This window comes from Agromyces aureus (assembly GCF_001660485.1).
GTDB lineage: Bacteria > Actinomycetota > Actinomycetes > Actinomycetales > Microbacteriaceae > Agromyces > Agromyces aureus.
Window position 1 is genome coordinate 2,089,852 of sequence record NZ_CP013979.1, and the last position, 19,623, is coordinate 2,109,474.

Consider the following 19,623-nt stretch of genomic DNA (forward strand, 5'->3'; position numbering starts at 1 on the left):
CATCTTCCACACGGTCGTCGCGGGGGTCATCGCCGCCATCACGGGCTTCGCCAGCTCGTTCGCGCTGGTCATCGCCGGGTTCACGGCGGTCGGCGCGACCGATTCGCAGGCGGCATCCGGCTTGTTCGCGCTCTGCATCGCGACCGGCGTGACATGCATCGTGCTGCCGATCATGCTCAGGATGCCGGTCTCGTTCGCCTGGTCGACGCCGGGGGCGGCGCTGCTCGTCTCGGCAGCCGCGACCACGCAGCAGTTCGGGGCGGCGACCGGCGCGTTCCTCGTCTGCGGTGCGCTCATCGTGGTCGCCGGGCTATGGCCGGCGTTCGGGCGGCTCATCACCTCGATCCCGAAGCCGCTCGCGAGTGCGATGCTCGCCGGCATCCTGTTCCCGATCTGCCTCGCCCCCGTGACCGCCTCCGTGCAGCAGCCGGCGATCGCGGTGCCGATGGTGATCGTCTGGCTGCTGCTCGCGCGTCTCGCCCCCCGCTGGGCGGTCCCTGCGGCCATGGGCGTTGCGGTCGTGGGCATCGCGATCATCGCCGGACCTTCGGTGCTCGACGCCCCGACCGTGACGCCAGCACTGCAGTTCGTCCCGCCGGTCTTCGATCCCGCGGTGATCGTCAGCCTCGGACTGCCGCTCTTCGTCGTCACGATGGCCGGCCAGAACGTGCCGGGATTCGCCGTGATGTCGACGTTCGGCTACGAGGCGCCGCCGCGACCCGTGCTCGTGAGCTCGGGTGTCGCGGGCATGGGCAGCGCCCTGTTCGGCGGACACGCGATCAATCTCGCCGCGATCACGGCCGCGATCATGGCCGGGCCCGAGTCCAACCCCGATCCCGCCAAGCGCTGGGTCGCGACCGTCTCGGCCGGCGTCTCCTACCTCGTGCTCGGCGTCGCCGCGGGGCTCGCGGCCGCGATCGTCCAGGCATCGCCGCCGATTATCATCACCGCCGTCGCCGGGCTGGCGCTGCTGGGTGCACTCGTGGCCGCGGTCACGAGCGCCCTCGAGCGCGCAGATGCTCGCATCGCGGCGATCGGCACCTTTCTCGTCACCGCCTCTGGCATCGCCGTCGCGGGCATCGGCTCGGCGTTCTGGGGGCTGCTCGTCGGCGGCGTGCTGCTGCTCTGGCTCCGCCCCCGCCGAGTGCGTGCCGACACCTGACGCCTGACGCCGCAGCGTGGGGCGCTGTTCGCTGTTCCGAGCGGTCAGGCGAGGTCGTCGTCGGTGCGCGCGCCGAAGACGATCTCGTCCCAGCTCGGCATCGAGGCGCGGCCCTTCTTCTGGTTGCGCGGCGCCGCCGGGCTGGTCGGAGACGTGGTGGCCTTCGTGCCCCAGATCGAGCGGGCGGCGCTCGCGGGCCGCTCGCCGGGCGGGTCCTCGTCGGCGGAGACGGGCGCGACGACCGCGGGCGGGTCGATGGGCAGGGGAAGCTCCGGCTGCAGGTCGGCCTCGGTGCTCGCGGCTTCTCGTTCACCACGACGGCGCCGCAGCGCCTCGAGCAGGTCCGCGGTCTCGCCGAGCGCCTGGGCCGGCTCGTCGGCACGCTTGATCGCGGCACGCGAGACGGCCGGGCTCGACACCGACGGGGTCGGCGTCGTCGAGGTCGACCTGCCATAGGGGAGCGGCTCGAGGTGCGGCGCGGTGTCGAGCACCGGGTCGGTCGGCTCCTCGAAGGTGAACGCACCGCTGTCGAACCGCGACTCCTCGGTGTCGGGGCCGACCGCGCGCAGGCGAGGCATCAACCCGCCCTTGAGTTCGCCCTGCTGCGACAGCGTGGTCGCCTCGGAATTCAGGGGCTGCAACGACTGCTTGCGAGGTTCGAAGCCCCAGCGTGCGTCGTGGTCGATGCTGTCGGCCGTGAACTCGAGCTTGACGATCCAGCCGCGCTCCTCGTCCTTCCAACTCGCCCAGCGTTCGCCGAGCGCGCCGAGCTTGGCCAGGCGGTCGCGGATCGCGAGCCCGAAGGTGACGGGGTCGTCGGAGTCCTGCTCGATGACGGCGTGCACGGGAACGGCGAGCGCGCTCGTGACCATGTGCTCGCGCTCGGCCACCACTGGCCCCTCGAACCGGCGCACGTAGTCGACGGAAGCGCCGGTGACCTGGGCCACCTCCTCGGCGGAGAGCCCTGACCGGATCAGCGACTGGATCTCGCGCGGCGACGGCTTCGGCCCGGTGTGCACTTCGGGCTGCGCCTGGCGGATCCGGGACTGCAGTACTTCGTCGATCTCGATCCGGAATCGTGCGCCATCGTCGGACGCGGCCAGCAGTGCGCCGTTCTCGACTCCGATTACTTTGAGTTCCTGCATCTCGACAAGCCCTTCCGTGCTTCTGTCTCCGCCCAAGGATGCCACGTCGATCGCAGGGACTCTGGGAATATCCCGGGCGCGCCGGAAGTTGGGGATGGCACATGGTAGACCAGCTCGAAAGGTTTGCCAATGGCTTCGATTTGATGCAGACTATGGCCGCCGAATCTTCGGCGCTGACGGAAATGGATGGGAATGGCAACGGATTACGACGCACCACGGAAGACCGAGGACGACTCTGAGTCGATCGAGGCCCTCAAGGAGCGCGTGCCTGACAAGATGTCCGGTGTGGTCGACGTCGAAGACGCCGACAACCCCGGTGGTTTCGACCTGCCCGGTGCCGACCTGTCGGACGTCGAGCTCGACGTCGTCGTGCTGCCGCCGCAGGCGGACGAGTTCACCTGTGTGAACTGCTTCCTGGTGAAGCACCGTTCGCAGATCGATCACGAGTCCAAGCTCGGACCGATCTGCCAGGAGTGCGCTGCCTAGTCGGCGTTCTCCCCGTGCTCTGGCCGTCGCGATCCGTTGATCGCGGCGGCCAATTCGTTTGCCCGGCGGCTGGAGACGAGCCAGTAGGGCACGGGGTCGGCGGCGTCCTCGATCGGGACGCGCACGAGCGTCTTCACCCACCCGCGCGTGACGAGGTACGCCCGGGCGTCCAGGCCCGTGCCCATCTCGACGCGCGCGTGCGCCTCGTCCGCCGCGACGGCTTCGCCGGTCTGGCTCAGCGCGATCTCGGCACGACCGGCGCGGAGGACGCCGTCGGCCACCTCGACGACCGGCGAGGTCAGCGAGAGCGTGCCGACGCACGCGGCGTAGAGCACGATGCCGGTCGCGATCCCGGCCGGCATCGACACCGGTGCGAGCACCAGGATGCTCGCGGGCACGAGCAGCAGTGTGGCGATGTAGATCCACGGGGTCGGCCAGAGGCGTTCGCGATAGACGGGCATGGCTCTATTCGATCAGACTTCTGCACTACCCTCGAACGGTGACCGATTCCGTCGAGGTGCTCATCACCGCAGACCGTGTTCCCGCCTACGCCCACGCCGGCGACGCGGGCGCCGACCTCCACGCCGCAGAGGCGATCGTCCTGCAGCCCGGAGCGCGTGCCGCCGTCGGCACGGGGGTCGCGATCGCGCTTCCCGACGGTTACGTCGGCTTCGTCGTTCCGCGTTCGGGCCTCGCGTTCAAGCACGGCATCACGATCGTGAACGCACCCGGCACGATCGACGCGGGCTACCGCGGCGAGATCAAGGTCGCATTGTTGAACACCGATTCGAGCGCGCCGCATGCGATCGAGGTGGGCGACCGCATCGCCCAGCTCATCGTCATGCCCGTGAGTCGAGCGAGGTTCGTCGCCGTCGAGCGGCTCCCCGGGAGCCAGCGAGGCGAGGGGGGATTCGGCTCCACCGGATTCGGTGAGCACAAGTCAGGAGAGAGCGCGTGAGCGATATCGAGAACGTCGACGAAGTCCCCGTCGACCACCCCAAGTCCGCACCCGACGACCGAGCGTCCGCGGGCCCGTTCGACGAGTCCGAGGCGAACCCCGTTCGTCCGTACGTCGATCTCGGCGGACTGAAGGTCCTGCCGCGCGAGGGGCTCCACGTGCGCCTCGAGGTCGAGGAGGGCACCAAGCGGGTCGTGGCGATCGGCCTCGACTACGCGAATTCGACGCTGCAGGTGCAGCCGTTCGCGGCTCCGCGCAACAGCGGACTCTGGCACGAGATCCGGTCGCAGATCGCCGAGCAGATCGCCCGTCAGGGCGGCACGACGACGGTGCGCGAGGGGGCGTTCGGGCCCGAGGTCCTGGCGCAGATCCCGGTCGCCGCAGCCGAGGGCCAGGCCGGCCACCAGCGTCTCGCCCGGTTCATCGGCGTCGACGGTCCCAGGTGGTTCCTCCGCGGCGTCATCGCCGGCGAGGCCGCGGTCGATCCGACCGCTGCAGCCAAGATCGAGGACCTCTTCCGGTCGATCGTGGTGGTGCGCGGCTCGACGCCGATGCCGCCCCGCGACCTGATCCCGCTGCGCATGCCGAGCACCTCAGCCGGCGCGCCGACCACGTAGCGATGGCCGATCCCGACGCGACCCCGTCCGCCAGCGAAGAGCGGGCGGATGCCGCGACCGCCGACGCGACCTCGGGGGAGTTCGCCCGTCAGATGGCCGCGGCCGCCGAGCGCAGCGGTCTTGGCGCGCTCGCCCGCGACGACAAGCTGAGTGGCGGCGACCTGCTGAGGGCGATCGGCGGAGTCCGTGGCGTCCTCGAGGCGCTCCTGCCCGGGCTCGTGTTCCTCGTGACGTACGCCGTGCTCACGAGCCTCATGGGCTGGCCGACGCAAGATGCCCTCGTTCCCGCACTCGCGGCATCCGTCGGGCTCGCGGTCGTGTTCACGGCCGTGCGTCTCGCGACCAAGGGTCAGCCCACGCAGGCGATCGCTGGACTCATCGGCGTCCTCGCCTCCGCGGCGCTGTCGCTGTGGTCCGGCGATGCGCGCGACAACTACGTGCTCGGGTTCTTCACGAACGCCGCGTACGCGATCGCCCTGCTCATCTCGCTGCTGGTGCGCTGGCCGGCCATCGGCGTGATCGTCGGCTTCCTGATGGGCGACGGCACCGCGTGGCGAACCGATCGGCGCAAGATGCGCGCGGCGCAGTTCCTCACGATCGTCTGGATCTGCTTCTTCGCGGCACGGTTGATCGTGCAGGTTCCGCTCTACTTCGTCGACAACGTCGCGGCGCTCGGCCTCACCCGACTGCTGATGGGCGTGCCGCTCTACGCCCTCGTGCTCGTCTTCAGCTGGCTCGTCGTCCGGGCCGTCTATCCGTCATCCGCTCGTACCGCCGAGTGATACAGTTATCTCGACATCGAGATACATTTCCGCGGTGATGCGGAGCCTGTCGGGCGTGATGGCGCTTAGGTTACCCTTGCTGGAACAGCCCCATGTTCGACGGAGATGATGGAGTGCTGCGCCCCACCGCGCGGCATCCGTGAAGGAGAGGACATCGTGTCTGCAGTGAACAGTTTCGGGGCGAAGGACACGCTCCGCGTCGGCGAGGAATCCTACGAGATCTTCCGTCTCGACACGGTGCCCGGCCACGAGAAGCTTCCGTTCAGCCTCAAGGTTCTCCTCGAGAACCTGCTCCGCACCGAAGACGGTGCGAACGTGACGAAGCAGCAGATCGAGGCGCTCGGCTCGTGGGTTCCCACCGCGGAGCCCGACACCGAGATCCAGTTCACGCCTGCGCGCGTGGTCATGCAGGACTTCACGGGCGTGCCGTGCATCGTCGACCTCGCCACCATGCGCGAAGCCGTCGTCGCCCTCGGCGGCGACCCGAACCGCATCAACCCGCTCTCGCCGGCCGAGATGGTCATCGACCACTCGGTCATCGCCGATCTCTTCGGCACCGAGAACGCCCTCGAGCGCAACGTCGAGATCGAGTACGAGCGCAACGGCGAGCGCTACCAGTTCCTCCGCTGGGGCCAGACCGCGTTCGACGACTTCAAGGTCGTTCCGCCGGGCACCGGCATCGTGCACCAGGTGAACATCGAGCACCTCGCCAAGGTCATCTACGACCGCACCGTCGACGGCGTGCTCCGGGCGTACCCCGACACCTGCGTCGGCACCGACTCGCACACGACCATGGTCAACGGGCTCGGCGTGCTCGGCTGGGGCGTCGGCGGCATCGAGGCCGAGGCCGCGATGCTCGGCCAGCCCGTGTCGATGCTCATCCCGAAGGTCGTCGGCTTCAAGCTCTCGGGCGCGATCCCGACCGGCGTGACCGCGACCGACGTCGTGCTCACGATCACCGACATGCTGCGCAAGCACGGCGTCGTCGGCAAGTTCGTCGAGTTCTACGGCTCGGGCGTGGCCTCGGTGCCGCTCGCGAACCGCGCGACCATCGGCAACATGAGCCCCGAGTTCGGCTCGACGGCCGCCATGTTCCCGATCGACGACGTGACGCTCGACTACCTGCGCCTCACCGGTCGCAGCGACGAGCAGGTCGCCCTCGTCGAGGCCTACTCGAAGACGCAGAAGCTCTGGCACGACCCCGAGTCCGAGCCGGTCTTCAGCGAGTACCTCGAACTCGACCTCGCGACGGTCGTCCCGTCGATCGCCGGCCCGAAGCGTCCGCAGGACCGCATCATTCTGAGCGAGGCGAAGGCGCAGTTCGAGTCCGACCTCACCAACTACGCGGAGGTCGACCACGATCTGGTCGACCTCGAGGGCTCGGAGTCCTTCCCGGCCTCCGACCCGCCCGGGAATTCGCCCGAAGACGAGTACAGCCAGCACGAGCACCACCACCACAGCCACGCACCCGCCTCGGCGTCCAAGCCCACGAAGGTGTCCCTTCCCGACGGCCAGCGGTTCACGCTCGATCACGGCGCCGTCACGATCGCGGCCATCACCTCGTGCACGAACACGTCGAACCCGTCGGTCATGCTCGCCGCGGGCCTGCTCGCGCGCAACGCCGTGAAGAAGGGCCTGAAGGCCAAGCCGTGGGTCAAGACCACCCTCGCGCCGGGCTCGAAGGTCGTCACCGACTACTACGAGAAGGCCGGGCTGACCCAGGATCTCGAAGACCTCGGCTTCTACACGGTCGGCTACGGCTGCACCACCTGCATCGGCAACTCCGGGCCCCTCATCGAAGAGGTCTCCGCCGCGATCAACGAGAACGACCTCGCCGTCACGGCCGTGCTCTCGGGCAACCGCAACTTCGAGGGCCGCATCAACCCCGACGTGAAGATGAACTACCTCGCGAGCCCACCGCTCGTGATCGCCTACTCGCTCGCCGGTTCGATGAACTTCGACTTCGAGGTCGACGCGTTGGGAACCGACCACGACGGCAACGACGTGTTCCTCAAGGACATCTGGCCCGACGCGGCCGAGGTCCAGTCCACGATCGACTCCTCGATCAACACCGAGATGTTCACGCACCAGTACGCGAGCGTCTTCGAGGGCGACGACCGCTGGCGCAACCTGCCCACGCCGACCGGCGCCACGTTCGAGTGGGACGACGAGTCGACGTACGTGCGCAAGCCTCCGTACTTCGACGGCATGACCATGGAGACGACTCCGGTCGCCGACATCGTCGGTGCGCGGGTGCTCGCGAAGCTCGGTGACTCGGTCACGACCGACCACATCAGCCCGGCCGGAAACATCAAGGCCGACAGCCCGGCCGGCCACTACCTGAGCGAGCACGGCGTCGACCGCAAGGACTTCAACTCGTATGGCTCGCGTCGTGGCAACCACGAGATCATGATCCGTGGCACGTTCGCGAACATCCGCCTGAAGAATCAGCTTCTCGACGGCGTCGAGGGCGGCTACACGCGCGACTTCACCCAGGCCGACGCGCCGCAGTCGTTCATCTACGACGCGAGCCAGAACTACCAGGCGCAGGGCACCCCGCTCGTCATCTTCGGCGGCAAGGAGTACGGCTCCGGCTCGTCGCGCGACTGGGCGGCCAAGGGCACGAGCCTGCTGGGCGTGAAGGCCGTCATCACCGAGAGCTTCGAGCGCATCCACCGCTCGAACCTCATCGGCATGGGCGTCGTCCCGCTGCAGTTCCCGGCCGGCGAGAGCTGGGCGTCGCTCGGCCTCGACGGCACCGAGGTCGTCTCGATCTCGGGTCTCGAGCAGCTGAACGAGGGCGTCACCCCCAAGACCGTCCGCGTCGTCGCGGCGCCGAGCGAGCACTCGCCCGAGGGCAAGCAGACGGTCGAGTTCGACGCGGTCGTGCGCATCGACACGCCCGGTGAAGCCGACTACTACCGCAACGGCGGCATCCTGCAGTACGTGCTGCGTTCGCTCGTCTGAGCATTCGCGTCCAAATGCCCGCTTCTCCGGTCCGGATCATCCGGCCGGGGGAGCGGGCGTTCTGCGTGAGACGGTGGCCGTCACGGGGCGATGGCCGGCGGCGGAGGCGGGCCCGAACGGTGTCCGACGCCCCGCTCGTGCGACGTCGCGGCGTCGGAGTGGCGCAGGGGCGACCGCGTAGAATGACGTGATGCGCCGGTCTATCCGTCGCAGAAGTGAAAGGTGGTCTCGATGTCCCTTCTGGAGTCGATCGGAGGTCCTCGAGACCTCGACGCTCTCTCGAAGGATCAGCTCGAGCAGCTGGCCGCCGAGATCCGCGAGTACCTCGTGCGCAACGTCGCGAAGACCGGCGGTCACCTCGGCCCGAACCTCGGTGTGGTGGAGCTCACGATCGCCATGCATCGCGTGTTCGATTCGCCGCGCGATGCGATCGTGTTCGACACCGGACACCAGTCCTACGTGCACAAGCTGCTGACCGGGCGCCAGGACTTCTCCACGCTGCGCCAGGAGGGCGGCCTCGCGGGCTACCCGCAGCGGTCCGAGTCCGAGCACGACATCGTCGAGAGCTCGCACGCGTCGAGTTCGCTGTCGTGGGCCGACGGCATCTCGCGCGCGTTCTCGATGACCGGCCAGAACGACCGCTTCGTCGTCGCCGTCGTCGGAGACGGCGCGCTCACGGGCGGCATGACGTGGGAGGCGCTGAACAACATCAGCGACGACAACAATCGTCGTCTCGTGATCGTCGTCAACGACAACGGGCGCTCGTACGCGCCGACCATCGGCGGCATGGCGCGCTTCCTCAGCGGTGTCCGCACGCGCCGCAGCTACCGCAACCTCTACCTCACGAGCCAGCGCGCCTTCAACAAGCTCGGGAGCCCCGGGCGTGCGCTCTACCGCGGTGTCCGCGGCGGAACGCACGGGTTCCTCGCCCGCTTCTCGAACAACGAGGCGCTGTACTCGAACCTCGACATCAAGTACATCGGCCCGGTGCACGGCCACGACGTCACGGCCATGATCGAGGCGTTCGAGCAGGCGAAGCACTACGGTGCCCCGGTCATCGTGCACGCGATCACCGAGAAGGGGCGCGGCTACGAGCCGGCGCTGAAAGACGTCGCAGACCAGTTCCACGCCGTCGGCCAGATCGACCCCGAGACCGGCGAGTCGCTCGAGACGACCGGCGCGGCGAGCTGGACCAGCGTCTTCGGAGACAAGCTCGTCGAACTCGCGTCCGAGAACGAGCGCATCGTCGGCATCACGGCCGCGATGCTGCGTCCCACCGGCCTCCACAAGATGGCTGAACGCTTCCCCGAGCGGGTCATCGACGTCGGCATCGCCGAGCAGCACGCCGCGACCTCTGCTGCAGGCCTCGCCTTCGGCGGCATGCATCCGGTCGTCGCGATCTATGCGACGTTCGTGAATCGCGCCTTCGATCAGGTGCTGATGGATGTCGCGCTGCACAAGGCCGGCGTGACGTTCGTGCTCGATAGGGCCGGCGTCACCGGCCCCGACGGACCGAGCCACCACGGCGTGTGGGATCTCGCGATCCTGCAGGTCGTGCCCGGCATCCGGCTCGCGGCCCCCCGTGACTCCGTGCGCCTCGAGGAGGAACTCGCCGAGGCCGTGGCCGTCGACGACGGACCGACCGCGCTCCGGTTCCCGAAGGGCAGTGTCGGCGCGTTCTACGACGCCGTGCGCCGCACCGAGGACGGCGTCGACGTGCTCCGCGAGAGCTCGAGCAAGGACGTCCTCATCGTGACGGTCGGCCCGATGGCGGGCACCGGTCTCGAGGTCGCCGAGCGGCTCGCCGCGCAGGGCATCGGCGCGACGGTCGTCGATCCGCGCTGGGTCGTCCCCGTGCCGCGCAGCGTCGTGAGCATGTCGGCCGAGCACCGCCTCGTGGTATGCATCGAAGACGGCATCCGCGTCGGCGGCATCGGCACGCGCATCCGCCAGGACCTTCGCGAGGCGGGTGTCGACACCGCGGTGACCGAGGTCGGGCTGCCCGACGAGTTCCTCGACCACGCGTCCCGCGCGCAGATCCTCGAGCGCACCCAGCTGACCCCTCAGCACATCGCCCGAGATGTCATGGGCATGGTGCTCGGGTCGAAGCTGCCGCACGCCCGGGGCGTCTCCAGCGATACCGGTGCGAGCCCCATCGTCGCCCGAGAGGGCTGAGCCGGACCGAACCCGTACAAGACACGAGGCCGGATCCGCACTGCGGACCCGGCCTCGTGTCGTGGTGACGTCGTCGGCTACGCGCCGACGCCACGCACGGGCGGTGTGTGGAAGGTGCTTCCGAACACGCGCTCGGACGCCCCGACGCGGTCGAGATACGGCGTCACGCCGCCCATCTGGAACGGGAACCCGGCACCGAGGATCATGCAGAGGTCGATGTCCTCGGGCGCAGCCACGACCGAGTCGTCGAGCATGAGCTTGATCTCGCGGGCGAGACCGTCTTCGAGCGCGACGAGGATCTCCTCGGCCGTGCGCGGGTTCTTGCCGCCCGCGACGATCTTGAGCGCGCCCTTGTCGAAGCCCTTGACCTTGCCCTTGTCATCCTTCTCGAGGAGCGTGCCGTAGTCGGCCAGTCTGTGCAGGTTCTCGCTGCGGTAGAACCGGTCGGGGAAGGCGGCGTGGTGCGTGTCGAGCACGTGCGCGCCGACCTTCAGCCCGACGAGGTCCAGCAGCGCCGAGGGCGACATGGGCAGTCCGAGCGGCGCGATCGCCTTGTCGACCGTCTCGAACGAGGTGCCCTCGTCGACGGCCTTCATGGCCTCGCCGAGCAGGACGGCGAGCAGTCGGTTGACCACGAACCCGGGCGTGTCGGCCGTGATGACGGCGTTCTTCTTCAGGTTCCGCGCCGTGACCATGGCGGTCGAGAGCGTCGCCTCGTCGGTGTGCGACGTCTTGACGACCTCGATCAGGGGCATCAGCGCGACCGGGGTGAAGAAGTGGAAGCCGACGAGACGCTCGGGGTGGGCGAGCTTCGCGCCGATCTGCTCGACCGAGAGCGAGGACGTATTCGTGGCGAGCACGGCCTCGGGCGAGATGAACTGCTCCACCTCGGCGAACACGGCCTGCTTGATCTCGAGCTCCTCGAACACGGCCTCGATGATCCAGTCGCAGTCGGCGAAGTCGGCCTTGTCGGTGGTTCCGGTGACGAGCGCCTTGAGGCGGTTCGCCTCGTCGGGCGAGATGCGGCCCTTGCCGAGCAGCGTGTCGATCTCCCCGGCGATGTAGGCGACGCCCTTGTCCACGCGCGCCTGGTCGATGTCGGTGATGACGACGGGCACGCGCAGGCGGCGCACGAAGAGCAGCGCGAGCTGGCTGGCCATGTATCCGGCGCCGAGCACGCCGACCTTCGTGACCTTCTTCGCGATCGCCTTGTCGGGGGCGCCGGCGGGCCGCTTCGTGCGCTTCTGCACGAGGTTGAACGAATAGATCGACGCCTGCAGCTGGTCACCGGCGATGAGCTCGGCGAGCACCTCGTCTTCGCGCTGGAAGCCCTCGGCACGCGTGCCGCTCTTGGCCGCCTTCATGAGGTCCAGCGCCGCGTAGGGCGCCTGGGGAACGGTGCCGATGCGCTTCGCGAGCGTGTCGCGGGCGATCTTGATCGCGATGTCCCACTTGGCCAGGCGTTCGAGCTTGCCGGGTTCGTTCGGGCGCTTGACCTTGACGGTGCCGTTGATCACACCGTCGGCCCACTTGAGGGAGTCCTCGAGGTAGTTCACCGAAGGGAAGATCGCGTCGGCGAGGCCGAGGTCGAACGCGTCCTGCGCCTTGAGGGTGCGGTTCTGCTTCAACGGATTCTCGATGACCACCTTGAGGGCGTTCTCGATGCCGATGAGGTTCGGCAGGATGGTCGCCCCGCCCCATCCGGGGATGAGTCCGAGGAAGACCTCGGGCAGCGCGAGCGCCGGAGCCGAGGCATCGACCGTGCGGTAGTCGGCATGTAGCCCGATCTCGAGGCCTCCGCCGAGTGCGAGCCCGTTCGTGAAGGCGAACGACGGTACGCCGAGCCCGGACAGCTTCGCGAGGGCGTAGTGACCGAGCTGCACGAACTTCTTCGCGGTCTCTTGGTCGGGGATCTCGGCGACCTTCGAGAGGTCGGCGCCCGCAGCGAGGATGAACGGCTTGCCGGTGACGGCGACGGCTTGGATCTCGCCGGCCGCGGCTCGCGCCTTCAGCTGGTCGAGTACCTCGGCGTACTCGAGCAGCGAGGCCGCGCCGAGCGTGTTCGGTCGCGTGTGGTCGCGGCCGTTGTCGAGGGTCACGAGCGCGAGGGTCTTGCCCGAGGGCAGACGGATGTCGCGGACGTACGAGTGCGTCACGACCTCGTCGTCGCCGGCGAGGGCGACGAGGGGGGCGAAGTCGATGGTCGAGTAGTCGGTCATGCGCGCTTCTTCGCCTTCTTGTCGAAGTTCGGGTTCTCCCAGATCATCGTGCCGCCCTGGCCGAGGCCGACGCACATGCTCGTGATGCCGTAGCGAAGCTCGGGGCGCTCGGCGAACTGGCTCGCGAGCTGGTTCATCAGTCGGACGCCGGATGACGCGAGCGGGTGTCCGACCGCGATGGCGCCGCCCCAGGGGTTGATGCGGGGGTCCTCGTCGTCGATGCCGTAGTGGTCCATGAAGGAGAGCACCTGCACGGCGAACGCCTCGTTCATCTCGAACAGGTCGATGTCCTCGATGGTCAGGCCCGCCTTGCGAAGGGCCTTCTCGGTCGCCGGGATCGGGCCGATGCCCATGATCTCGGGGTCGACGCCGGCGAAGGCGAAGCTGACGAGCTTCATCTTGGGAGCGAGGCCGAATTCCTTCGCGGCGTCGCCCGAAGCGAGCAGGGCCGCGGTCGCACCGTCGTTGAGGCCCGACGCGTTGCCGGCCGTGACGCGGCCGTGGGGGCGGAACGGGGTCTTCAGCGCGGCGAGGCCCTCGAGGGTGGTCTCGGGGCGCATGACCTCGTCCTGCGTGGCGAGGCCCCAGCCCTGCTCGGTGCGGATCGCGACCGAGACGAGGTCCTGCTGGATCTTGCCCGCGGCGTAGGCCGCGGCGGTCTTCTGCTGGCTGGCGAGGGCGAAGCGGTCGCTGCGTTCCTTGGTCAACTGCGGGAAGCGGTCGTGGATGCGCTCGGCGGTGGCGCCCATGACGAGGGCGTCCTCGCCGACGAGGCGCTCGCTCAGGAAGCGGGGGTTGGGGTCGACGCCCGATCCCATCGGGTGGTGGCCCATGTGTTCGACGCCGCCGGCGATGGCGAAGTCGTACATGCCGTAGCCGATCGAGCCCGAGACCATGGCCGCGGCGGTCATCGCCCCGGCGCACATGCGGTCGATCGAGAATCCCGGGACGGTCTTCGGGAGGCCCGCGAGGATCGCCGCCGTACGACCGAGCGTGAGGCCCTGGTCTCCGGTCTGCGTCGTCGCGGCGATGGCCACGTCGTCGATACGATCCTTCGGGACGTTCGGGTTGCGCTCGAGCAGTCCGACGATCGCCTTCACGACGAGGTCATCGGCTCGAGTGTTCCAATACATGCCCTTTTCGCCGGCCTTGCCGAACGGAGTCCGGACTCCGTCGACGAAGACGACATCAGCTTGATGTGCCACGCTGCAGCTCACTTTCGATCTGGATGGTTCGATCCTACGAAGCGGCCCTGCGCGGCCTGAATCGCTTGACGGTTCCTACGAAGTGGGCTTCTCGGCGTCGTCGACCGCTTGTGCTGCCTCGACAAAGGCGAGGGCGATTCTCTGTGCCGTTGCGGCAACCTGCCACCGACGCGCGCCGATCGTCGTGAGGGCCTCGGCGATGGCCTCCCCGTCGTTCGACGCGGGCGGTGTCCACGCGAGACGGCGCAGGTGATCGGGCGTCAGCAGATTCTCGACGGGCATCGTGAGCTCTTCGGCGATCTCGGTGACGGCGGCCTTGGCGAGGCGCAGCCGTGCGTCGGCCTCGGGGTTGCGCATCGCCCACGCACGCGGCGGCGGCGGCGCATCGTTCGGCACGCGCGTCGCCGGGAGCTCATCGGAGGCGAGGCCCCGCTCGACGGCGGCCCACCAGCGATCCAGCTCGGTCCGGCTCGCGCGCCCGTTGAACGCGCGGAGGTCGGCGAGGCCCTTGCGGGTTCGCGGGGGATCCTTCACCACGGCGAGGATCGAGGCATCCGGGATCAGGCGGCCTGGCGCGACATCCGTCTCCGAGGCGAAGGCGTCGCGTGCGAGCCACAGCTCCCGAGCGACGGCGAGGTTGCGCGGCGACCTGACCGCGTGGATGCCGGACAGTCGGCGCCAGGGCTCGGCACTCGCCGGCTTCGGTTCGCGCGCACGCACGGCTTCGAACTCCTCGGCGGCGAGCTCGGTCTTGCCGGCCTCGTCGAGTCGCTGCACGAGTCCGTCTCGCACATCGACGAGGAGCTCGACGTCGAGTGCGGCGTAGGTGAGCCACGACTGGGGGAGCGGTCTCGTCGACCAGTCGGCGGCCGAGTGCTCCTTGGCGAGGTGCACACCGAGGAGTTCCTCGACGACGGCGGCGAGCCCGACGCGCGGCATCCCGAGCAGACGCGCCGCGAGTTCGGTGTCGAAGATCAACGACGGATCGAGCCCGACCTCGCGAAGGCAGGCGAGGTCCTGACTGGCCGCGTGGAGCACCCACTCGGCGCCGACGATCGCCTCTTGCAGCGATGAGAAGTCGGGGATCTGCGGGGGGTCGAAGAGGAAGGTGCCCGAGCCGCGACGGTACATCTGGATGAGATAGGCGCGTTGCGAGTACTTGAATCCGCTCGCCCGTTCGGCGTCGACCGCAATGGGTCCTTCGCCTTCGAGGAGTCGACGGACCGCCTCGTCGTACTCGGCGGGTGTCTCGATCACCCGCAATTCATCCACGCTTCGTCCTCCGTCTCGGCAGGGTGGTCACCCCTTCTGAGCGGGGTGGAAGGCCTGCCAACATGCACAACAGTTCGCTCCAGCCTTCCACATGCGGGCCGATCTCGGCATCGAGCGGGGTCCAGGACGCCCTGAGCTCGATCTGCGCACCGTCTCCCTGGCGTGCGAGCTCGCCGAACCCCGTGGAGAGGATCTTCGTCGCGGTGCCGGATGCCGCGATGTAGGCGGCGCCCCGGGCGTCGAGGGCGTCGACGAGCCACGACCACGCGACGTCCGCCAGAAAGGGGTCGAGTCCGATGTCGGTCTCGAGTGGCGCCTGCGCGAAGCAGACGATGCGGAACCGGCCGCCCCATGCCTCGGGTTCCGTCGGGTCGTAGAGGAGCACCATCCGGCCGGTGCCGAGGTCGGAGTCGTCGTCGTGGCCGTTCGGGCCGGGCGAGACATCCGCCGACAGGGCGATGGCGTAGGGGGCGAGCGAACCTGGCGCAGGGATCTCCTGCATGCGCAGTTCCGCACGGGGCGAGGCCGCACGCAGGGAGGCGAGTGCGGCCTCGAATTCTTGGGGGAGATGCGTCGAGGAGTCGGGCACGAGTGCAGACTAGAGTCTCCGATGGGGTGCGCCGCGGCGGCACGCCGCCCCCGGCGACACGCGAACGGCAACGGCTTCTGCGAGAGGGCGGTCATGGGGCGGACTTCGAAAACGGCCACGGCGATCGGCTGGCTGATCGGGGTCCTCGTCGCCTCGGCGGCCGTGTTCGCTGCGGCCACGGCGGTGCTCACGATCTTCTTCGCGAGGCGCGTGGTCACTCCGGAGCAGAAGGTCAAACGCGGCGTCGAGCGCATTCTGGGGGTCGACCTCGCTCGCGCCACCATCGGCCTCGCCTCGACCGACGAGACCCGCATGCGCGGTACCTACGGGTTCTGGTTCGACACGGACGCCGGGCACGCCCGACTCGGCGACGTCCTCGACGACGACGGACGCATCGTGCATCGCCGCATCGACGCCGTCGACTTCGGCCGCCTCGACCGCGCGACGCACGGACGTATGAGCGGATGGGTGCATCTCGGCCCGTGGGAGCTCGGTCGGCCGTACCAGGACGTTTCCGTGCCGACGGCGCTCGGGCCGGCGCCCGCGTGGTTCGTGCCGAGCGTCGGCGACGCGGACGACGACGGCCCGGCCGCCGACTGGGTGATCCAGGTGCACGGGCGCGGCGCGAAGCGGCACGAGGGCATCAGAGCGATCGAGCCGATCACGGATGCCGGATGGTCGACGCTCCTCATCAGCTACCGCAACGACGGCGAGGCGCCCGAGAGCGTCGACCGCCGCTACGGGCTCGGCGGCACCGAGTGGGCGGATGTCGAGGCCGCCGTCCGCTTCGCGACCGAGCGCGGTGCGCGGCGAATCGTGCTCATGGGATGGTCGATGGGCGGATCGATCGCCCTGCAGGCCGTGCTGCGCTCCTCAGAGGTGCGCGATCACCTGGTCGGGGTGATCCTCGACTCGCCGGCCATCGACTGGGTCGACATCCTCCGATTCCAGGGGCGTGCGCTCGGGCTGCCGACCGGCCTCGGGGATGCCGTCGCACACGTGCTCGGCGAGCCCTGGAGCGGTGGGCTCACCGGGCTGGCTGCCCCGGTCGAGGTCGACGAGCTCGACCCGGTGGCCCGCGCCACGGAGTTCGCGGTGCCGATGCTGCTCATGCACAGCGCCGACGACGGCTTCGTGCCGGTCGACGGCTCACGTCGGCTCGCGGCGGCCCGCCCCGATCTGATCCGGTTCGAGGAGTTCACGGGCGCGCGTCACACCAAGCTCTGGAATCACGACCCAGAGCGTTGGTCGACCCTGATCGGGGACTGGCTCGGCGAGGTGGCTGAGGCTACTCGGCCGGCGCCGACGCCGGCGCCGACCTCGCCCGCACCTGCCGCTTGATGCGGGCCAGCATGCCAGTCATGCCGCGCACCCGCAGCGGCGAGACGGCCTGACCGAGGCCGAGCGTCTGCGGGTAGTCGTCGGGGATCGCCAGCACCTCGCCGACGGTCAGTCCGTCGATGCCCTGCACGAGGATCGATGCGAACCCGCGCGTGGTGGGGGACTCGGCCGGCGCGGTCGCGAAGAGGTGCGCACGGCCGTCGACGACCTCGACGAAGATGAACACCGGCGACTGGCACTCGAGCACGCGCTCGAGCAGGTCGGGGTGCTCGGCGTAGCGCTCGGGCAACTCGGGCAGCTCGTTCGAGAACTCGAGCAGCAGTTGCAGCCGGTCGCGGACCTCGAGGGCGAGGAAGTCGTCGCGCGTCTCCGCGAGACGAGGGGGCAGGGCCGTGGCATCCATCCCGCCCATTCTTCCACCTCGGCCGACGCCCGCCCGCGGCATCCGCTCACTCAGCGCGCCGGCGCCTCGCCTCGTTCGGTGCCGGTCGCGATCGGCACGCGCACCGCGCTGCCCCACTCGGTCCACGACCCGTCGTAGTTGCGCACGTTCTCGAAGCCGAGCAGGTGCGTCAGCACGAACCAGGTGTGGCTCGACCGCTCGCCGATGCGGCAGTATGCGATGACGTCGTCGCCGTCCTGGAGGCCGACCTCGCCGCGGTAGATCGCGTCGAGCTCGGCACGGTCCTTGAAGGTGCCGTCGCCGGCGGCCGCCCTGGCCCAGGGAACGGAGGCCGCGGTCGGGATGTGCCCGGCGCGGAGGGCGCCCTCTTCGGGGTAGGCCGGCGCGCTCGTGCGTTCGCCCGAGTACTCCTCGGGGGAACGCACGTCGATGAGCGGGTTGCCGAAGTGCGCGAGCACGTCCTCTTTGAAGGCGCGCACCTCGACGTCGGAGCGTTCGACGACGGGGTACTCGACCGGCACCACGCTCGGGGGCTCGGTCGTGAGATCGCGGCCCTCGGTGATCCAGAGGTCGCGGCCGCCGTCGAGCAGACGCACGTCTTCATGGCCGAAGAGCGTGAAGACCCAGAGCGCGTAGGCCGCCCACCAGTTGTTCTTGTCGCCGTAGATCACGACCGTGGAGTCGCGCGCGACGCCCTTCGAACCGAGGAGCGCCGCGAACTGCTCTCCGTCGAGGTAGTCGCGCACGACCGGATCGTTGAGCTCGGTGTGCCAGTCGACCTTGACCGCGCCGGGGATGTGTCCGGTCTCGTAGAGCAGCACGTCTTCATCGGACTCGACGACCACGAGGCCCGGTTCGCCCAGATGATCGGCGAGCCACTGCGTGGACACGAGCCGTTCGGGGTGGGCGTACTCGGCGAACTTGGGGGTTGCATCGAGCTCGGCGGACATCTGTACCTCCTGGGTGGTCCGGTCGGTTCGTCCGGTCGGACGGCGGCGCGGGGCTGGCGGTCTAGGCTGTTGACCTGATCCACGTCGAATCTACGCGGCGCGCCCGCCGACGACACCTCTCCGGTCATCCGGTGCAATACGGGAGTTTCCACGCAATGACCACGGCATCGAGCCACGCCCTCATCCGCATCGTCGAGCGCAACCCGTCGATCTCGGGCGCCGAGATCGCGTCGGAGCTGTCGCCCCCGCCGCAGTTCGCGCACGCGTCGTTCGCCTCGTACCGGCCGGACCCCGACTTCCCGTCGCAGCAGGCGGCGCTCGACCGGCTCAACCAGTTCGCCGGTGCGTGGCGCGCAGCCCAGCGCCCCGGCGGCTTCTTCTCCCGCAAGCGCCCGGCGCGCATCGAGCTTCCCGGCGTCTACCTCGACGGCGGCTTCGGCGTCGGCAAGACCCACCTGCTCGCGTCGTTGTGGCATGTCGCGCACGGTCCGAAGTACTTCGGCACGTTCATCGAGTACACGGCGCTCGTCGGCGCGCTCGGATACGCGCAGGCGGTCGACCTGCTGCGCGGCGCGAAGCTCATCTGCATCGACGAGTTCGAGCTCGACGATCCGGGCGACACCATGCTCATGACCAGGTTCCTGGGCGAGCTCATGGCCGGCGGCACCCGCGTCGCGGCCACCAGCAACACCCCGCCGAACGCGCTCGGTGAGGGGCGCTTCGCCGCGGCCGACTTCCTGCGCGAGATCCAGGCGCTCTCGTCGAACTTCGAGACCCTGCGAATCGACGGGCTCGACTACCGCCGCCGCGACACGGAGGGCCGTTCGACGACCCTCGAGAGCGATGCGGATGTCGCCGCCAAGGCGGAGGCGCTCGCGGCTCGCGGTCACGGCGTTTCGCTCGACGCGTTCGACGGCCTCATCGCGCACCTCGCGACCGTTCACCCCTCGAAGTACGTGAAGCTCCTCGACGGCGTCGAGTTCATCGCGCTGACCGGGGTGCACGAACTCTCCGACCAGAACGCGGCGCTCCGCCTCGTGGCGTTCATCGACCGCGTGTACGACGCCGAGGTGCCGATCATCGCGAGCGGGCTCCCGCTCGATCACGTGTTCGACGAGGACATGATGGCCGGCGGCTACCGCAAGAAGTACCTGCGCGCGATGAGCCGCATGATCGCCCTCACCACCGGCGAGCTCCCGCCGCACGACTGATCACGGCGGTTTCGGTGCCGTCTCCCATCGATCGGATGGCGCCGCGAAACGCGCTGTTTACGTTGACGCCCAGCACGTAACACTCGCGAAACAGAACACGGTCCCGCTCGAAACGTCCTCTCGTGAAACTTGGCGACACAG

18 protein-coding genes are annotated in these 19,623 nt (G+C 69.1%); 10 read left to right on the top strand and 8 right to left on the bottom strand.

Going from position 1 to position 19,623, the window contains the following annotated elements; genetic code table 11:
- Window positions 1–28 precede the first annotated feature (28 nt).
- Entirely contained in the window at window positions 29–1,162 is a 1,134-nt protein-coding gene (locus ATC03_RS09210) for a benzoate/H(+) symporter BenE family transporter (protein WP_236778332.1), read from the top strand.
- A gap of 44 nt (window positions 1,163–1,206) precedes the next feature.
- On the opposite strand, the gene sepH is transcribed toward ATC03_RS09210, so the two are convergent.
- A complete protein-coding gene (sepH, locus tag ATC03_RS09215) occupies window positions 1,207–2,352 on the bottom strand; it encodes a septation protein SepH (RefSeq protein ID WP_335622274.1) in 1,146 nt (381 codons plus the stop codon).
- A 56-nt stretch (window positions 2,353–2,408) separates the two neighbouring features.
- Here sepH and ATC03_RS20690 point away from each other — a divergent pair, with 56 nt between their 5' ends.
- Both ATC03_RS20690 and ATC03_RS09220 read left to right on the top strand, forming a co-directional pair.
- Window positions 2,409–2,546 carry a hypothetical protein gene (locus ATC03_RS20690; protein ID WP_162493454.1) on the top strand — a complete coding sequence of 46 codons (138 nt, stop codon included), beginning with the start codon at window positions 2,409–2,411 and terminating at the stop codon, window positions 2,544–2,546.
- Window positions 2,500–2,793 (top strand): DUF4193 domain-containing protein, encoded by a 294-nt coding sequence (locus tag ATC03_RS09220; RefSeq protein WP_055857482.1) that lies wholly within the window; start codon window positions 2,500–2,502, stop codon window positions 2,791–2,793. Before ATC03_RS20690 ends, ATC03_RS09220 begins: the two co-directional genes overlap by 47 nt.
- Here the strand turns inward: ATC03_RS09220 and ATC03_RS09225 are convergent.
- Entirely contained in the window at window positions 2,790–3,254 is a 465-nt protein-coding gene (locus tag ATC03_RS09225; RefSeq protein WP_067875952.1) for a DUF3093 domain-containing protein, read from the bottom strand. The genes ATC03_RS09220 and ATC03_RS09225 overlap by 4 nt on opposite strands.
- Before the next feature lie 38 nt (window positions 3,255–3,292).
- On the opposite strand from ATC03_RS09225, the gene dut reads away from it, so the two are divergent.
- From dut to dxs, 5 genes are all read left to right on the top strand, one after another.
- Window positions 3,293–3,751, top strand: coding sequence for a dUTP diphosphatase (dut, locus tag ATC03_RS09230; protein WP_067875955.1), 459 nt, complete (start codon window positions 3,293–3,295; stop codon window positions 3,749–3,751).
- Window positions 3,748–4,368 carry a DUF3710 domain-containing protein gene (locus ATC03_RS09235; protein ID WP_067875958.1) on the top strand — a complete coding sequence of 207 codons (621 nt, stop codon included), beginning with the start codon at window positions 3,748–3,750 and terminating at the stop codon, window positions 4,366–4,368. Before dut ends, ATC03_RS09235 begins: the two co-directional genes overlap by 4 nt.
- Window positions 4,369–4,370: 2 nt before the next feature.
- Window positions 4,371–5,150: a DUF3159 domain-containing protein gene (locus ATC03_RS09240; protein WP_067875963.1), complete on the top strand. Its 780-nt coding sequence runs from the start codon at window positions 4,371–4,373 to the stop codon at window positions 5,148–5,150.
- Window positions 5,151–5,306: 156 nt separating this feature from the next.
- The gene (gene acnA, locus ATC03_RS09245; protein ID WP_067875966.1) at window positions 5,307–8,117 is read left to right on the top strand and encodes an aconitate hydratase AcnA; all 2,811 of its coding nucleotides are present in this window, start codon (window positions 5,307–5,309) and stop codon (window positions 8,115–8,117) included.
- 231 nt (window positions 8,118–8,348) lie between these two features.
- Window positions 8,349–10,292 (top strand): 1-deoxy-D-xylulose-5-phosphate synthase, encoded by a 1,944-nt coding sequence (dxs, locus tag ATC03_RS09250; protein ID WP_067881802.1) that lies wholly within the window; start codon window positions 8,349–8,351, stop codon window positions 10,290–10,292.
- 77 nt (window positions 10,293–10,369) lie between these two features.
- Here dxs and ATC03_RS09255 read toward each other — a convergent pair whose 3' ends face one another.
- From ATC03_RS09255 to ATC03_RS09270, 4 genes are all read right to left on the bottom strand, one after another.
- Window positions 10,370–12,511 (bottom strand): 3-hydroxyacyl-CoA dehydrogenase NAD-binding domain-containing protein, encoded by a 2,142-nt coding sequence (locus ATC03_RS09255; RefSeq protein WP_067875969.1) that lies wholly within the window; start codon window positions 12,509–12,511, stop codon window positions 10,370–10,372.
- Window positions 12,508–13,716 carry a thiolase family protein gene (locus ATC03_RS09260; RefSeq protein WP_067875972.1) on the bottom strand — a complete coding sequence of 403 codons (1,209 nt, stop codon included), beginning with the start codon at window positions 13,714–13,716 and terminating at the stop codon, window positions 12,508–12,510. The genes ATC03_RS09255 and ATC03_RS09260 overlap by 4 nt, the downstream gene beginning before the upstream one ends.
- 75 nt (window positions 13,717–13,791) lie before the next feature.
- Entirely contained in the window at window positions 13,792–14,988 is a 1,197-nt protein-coding gene (locus ATC03_RS09265) for a ribonuclease D (RefSeq protein ID WP_067875975.1), read from the bottom strand.
- The gene (locus ATC03_RS09270; RefSeq protein ID WP_067875978.1) at window positions 14,981–15,577 is read right to left on the bottom strand and encodes a DUF3000 domain-containing protein; all 597 of its coding nucleotides are present in this window, start codon (window positions 15,575–15,577) and stop codon (window positions 14,981–14,983) included. Before ATC03_RS09270 ends, ATC03_RS09265 begins: the two co-directional genes overlap by 8 nt.
- 93 nt (window positions 15,578–15,670) lie before the next feature.
- On the opposite strand from ATC03_RS09270, the gene ATC03_RS09275 reads away from it, so the two are divergent.
- Entirely contained in the window at window positions 15,671–16,918 is a 1,248-nt protein-coding gene (locus tag ATC03_RS09275; RefSeq protein ID WP_067881805.1) for an alpha/beta hydrolase family protein, read from the top strand.
- Here ATC03_RS09275 and ATC03_RS09280 read toward each other — a convergent pair.
- Window positions 16,866–17,321, bottom strand: coding sequence for a SufE family protein (locus ATC03_RS09280; RefSeq protein ID WP_067875981.1), 456 nt, complete (start codon window positions 17,319–17,321; stop codon window positions 16,866–16,868). The two genes, ATC03_RS09275 and ATC03_RS09280, sit on opposite strands and share 53 nt — an antisense overlap.
- 50 nt (window positions 17,322–17,371) lie before the next feature.
- Window positions 17,372–18,271, bottom strand: a complete 900-nt coding sequence (locus ATC03_RS09285) for a sulfurtransferase (protein ID WP_067875984.1) — start codon at window positions 18,269–18,271, stop codon at window positions 17,372–17,374.
- 155 nt (window positions 18,272–18,426) lie between these two features.
- Here ATC03_RS09285 and zapE point away from each other — a divergent pair, with 155 nt between their 5' ends.
- Window positions 18,427–19,482, top strand: a complete 1,056-nt coding sequence (zapE, locus tag ATC03_RS09290; protein WP_067875987.1) for a cell division protein ZapE — start codon at window positions 18,427–18,429, stop codon at window positions 19,480–19,482.
- Window positions 19,483–19,623: the final 141 nt, after the last annotated feature.

What these genes read in the sequence shown, in the direction of transcription:
- ATC03_RS20690 (WP_162493454.1), top strand. Translation starts at nt 2,409, where the DNA reads ATGGTAGACCAGCTCGAAAGGTTTGCCAATGGCTTCGATTTGATGCAG.
- ATC03_RS09220 (WP_055857482.1), top strand. Translation starts at nt 2,500, where the DNA reads ATGGCAACGGATTACGACGCACCACGGAAGACCGAGGACGACTCTGAG.
- ATC03_RS09225 (WP_067875952.1), bottom strand. Translation starts at nt 3,254, where the DNA reads ATGCCCGTCTATCGCGAACGCCTCTGGCCGACCCCGTGGATCTACATC.
- ATC03_RS09240 (WP_067875963.1), top strand. Translation starts at nt 4,371, where the DNA reads ATGGCCGATCCCGACGCGACCCCGTCCGCCAGCGAAGAGCGGGCGGAT.
- dxs (WP_067881802.1), top strand. Translation starts at nt 8,349, where the DNA reads ATGTCCCTTCTGGAGTCGATCGGAGGTCCTCGAGACCTCGACGCTCTC.
- ATC03_RS09255 (WP_067875969.1), bottom strand. Translation starts at nt 12,511, where the DNA reads ATGACCGACTACTCGACCATCGACTTCGCCCCCCTCGTCGCCCTCGCC.
- ATC03_RS09275 (WP_067881805.1), top strand. Translation starts at nt 15,671, where the DNA reads ATGGGGCGGACTTCGAAAACGGCCACGGCGATCGGCTGGCTGATCGGG.
- ATC03_RS09280 (WP_067875981.1), bottom strand. Translation starts at nt 17,321, where the DNA reads ATGGATGCCACGGCCCTGCCCCCTCGTCTCGCGGAGACGCGCGACGAC.
- ATC03_RS09285 (WP_067875984.1), bottom strand. Translation starts at nt 18,271, where the DNA reads ATGTCCGCCGAGCTCGATGCAACCCCCAAGTTCGCCGAGTACGCCCAC.
- zapE (WP_067875987.1), top strand. Translation starts at nt 18,427, where the DNA reads ATGACCACGGCATCGAGCCACGCCCTCATCCGCATCGTCGAGCGCAAC.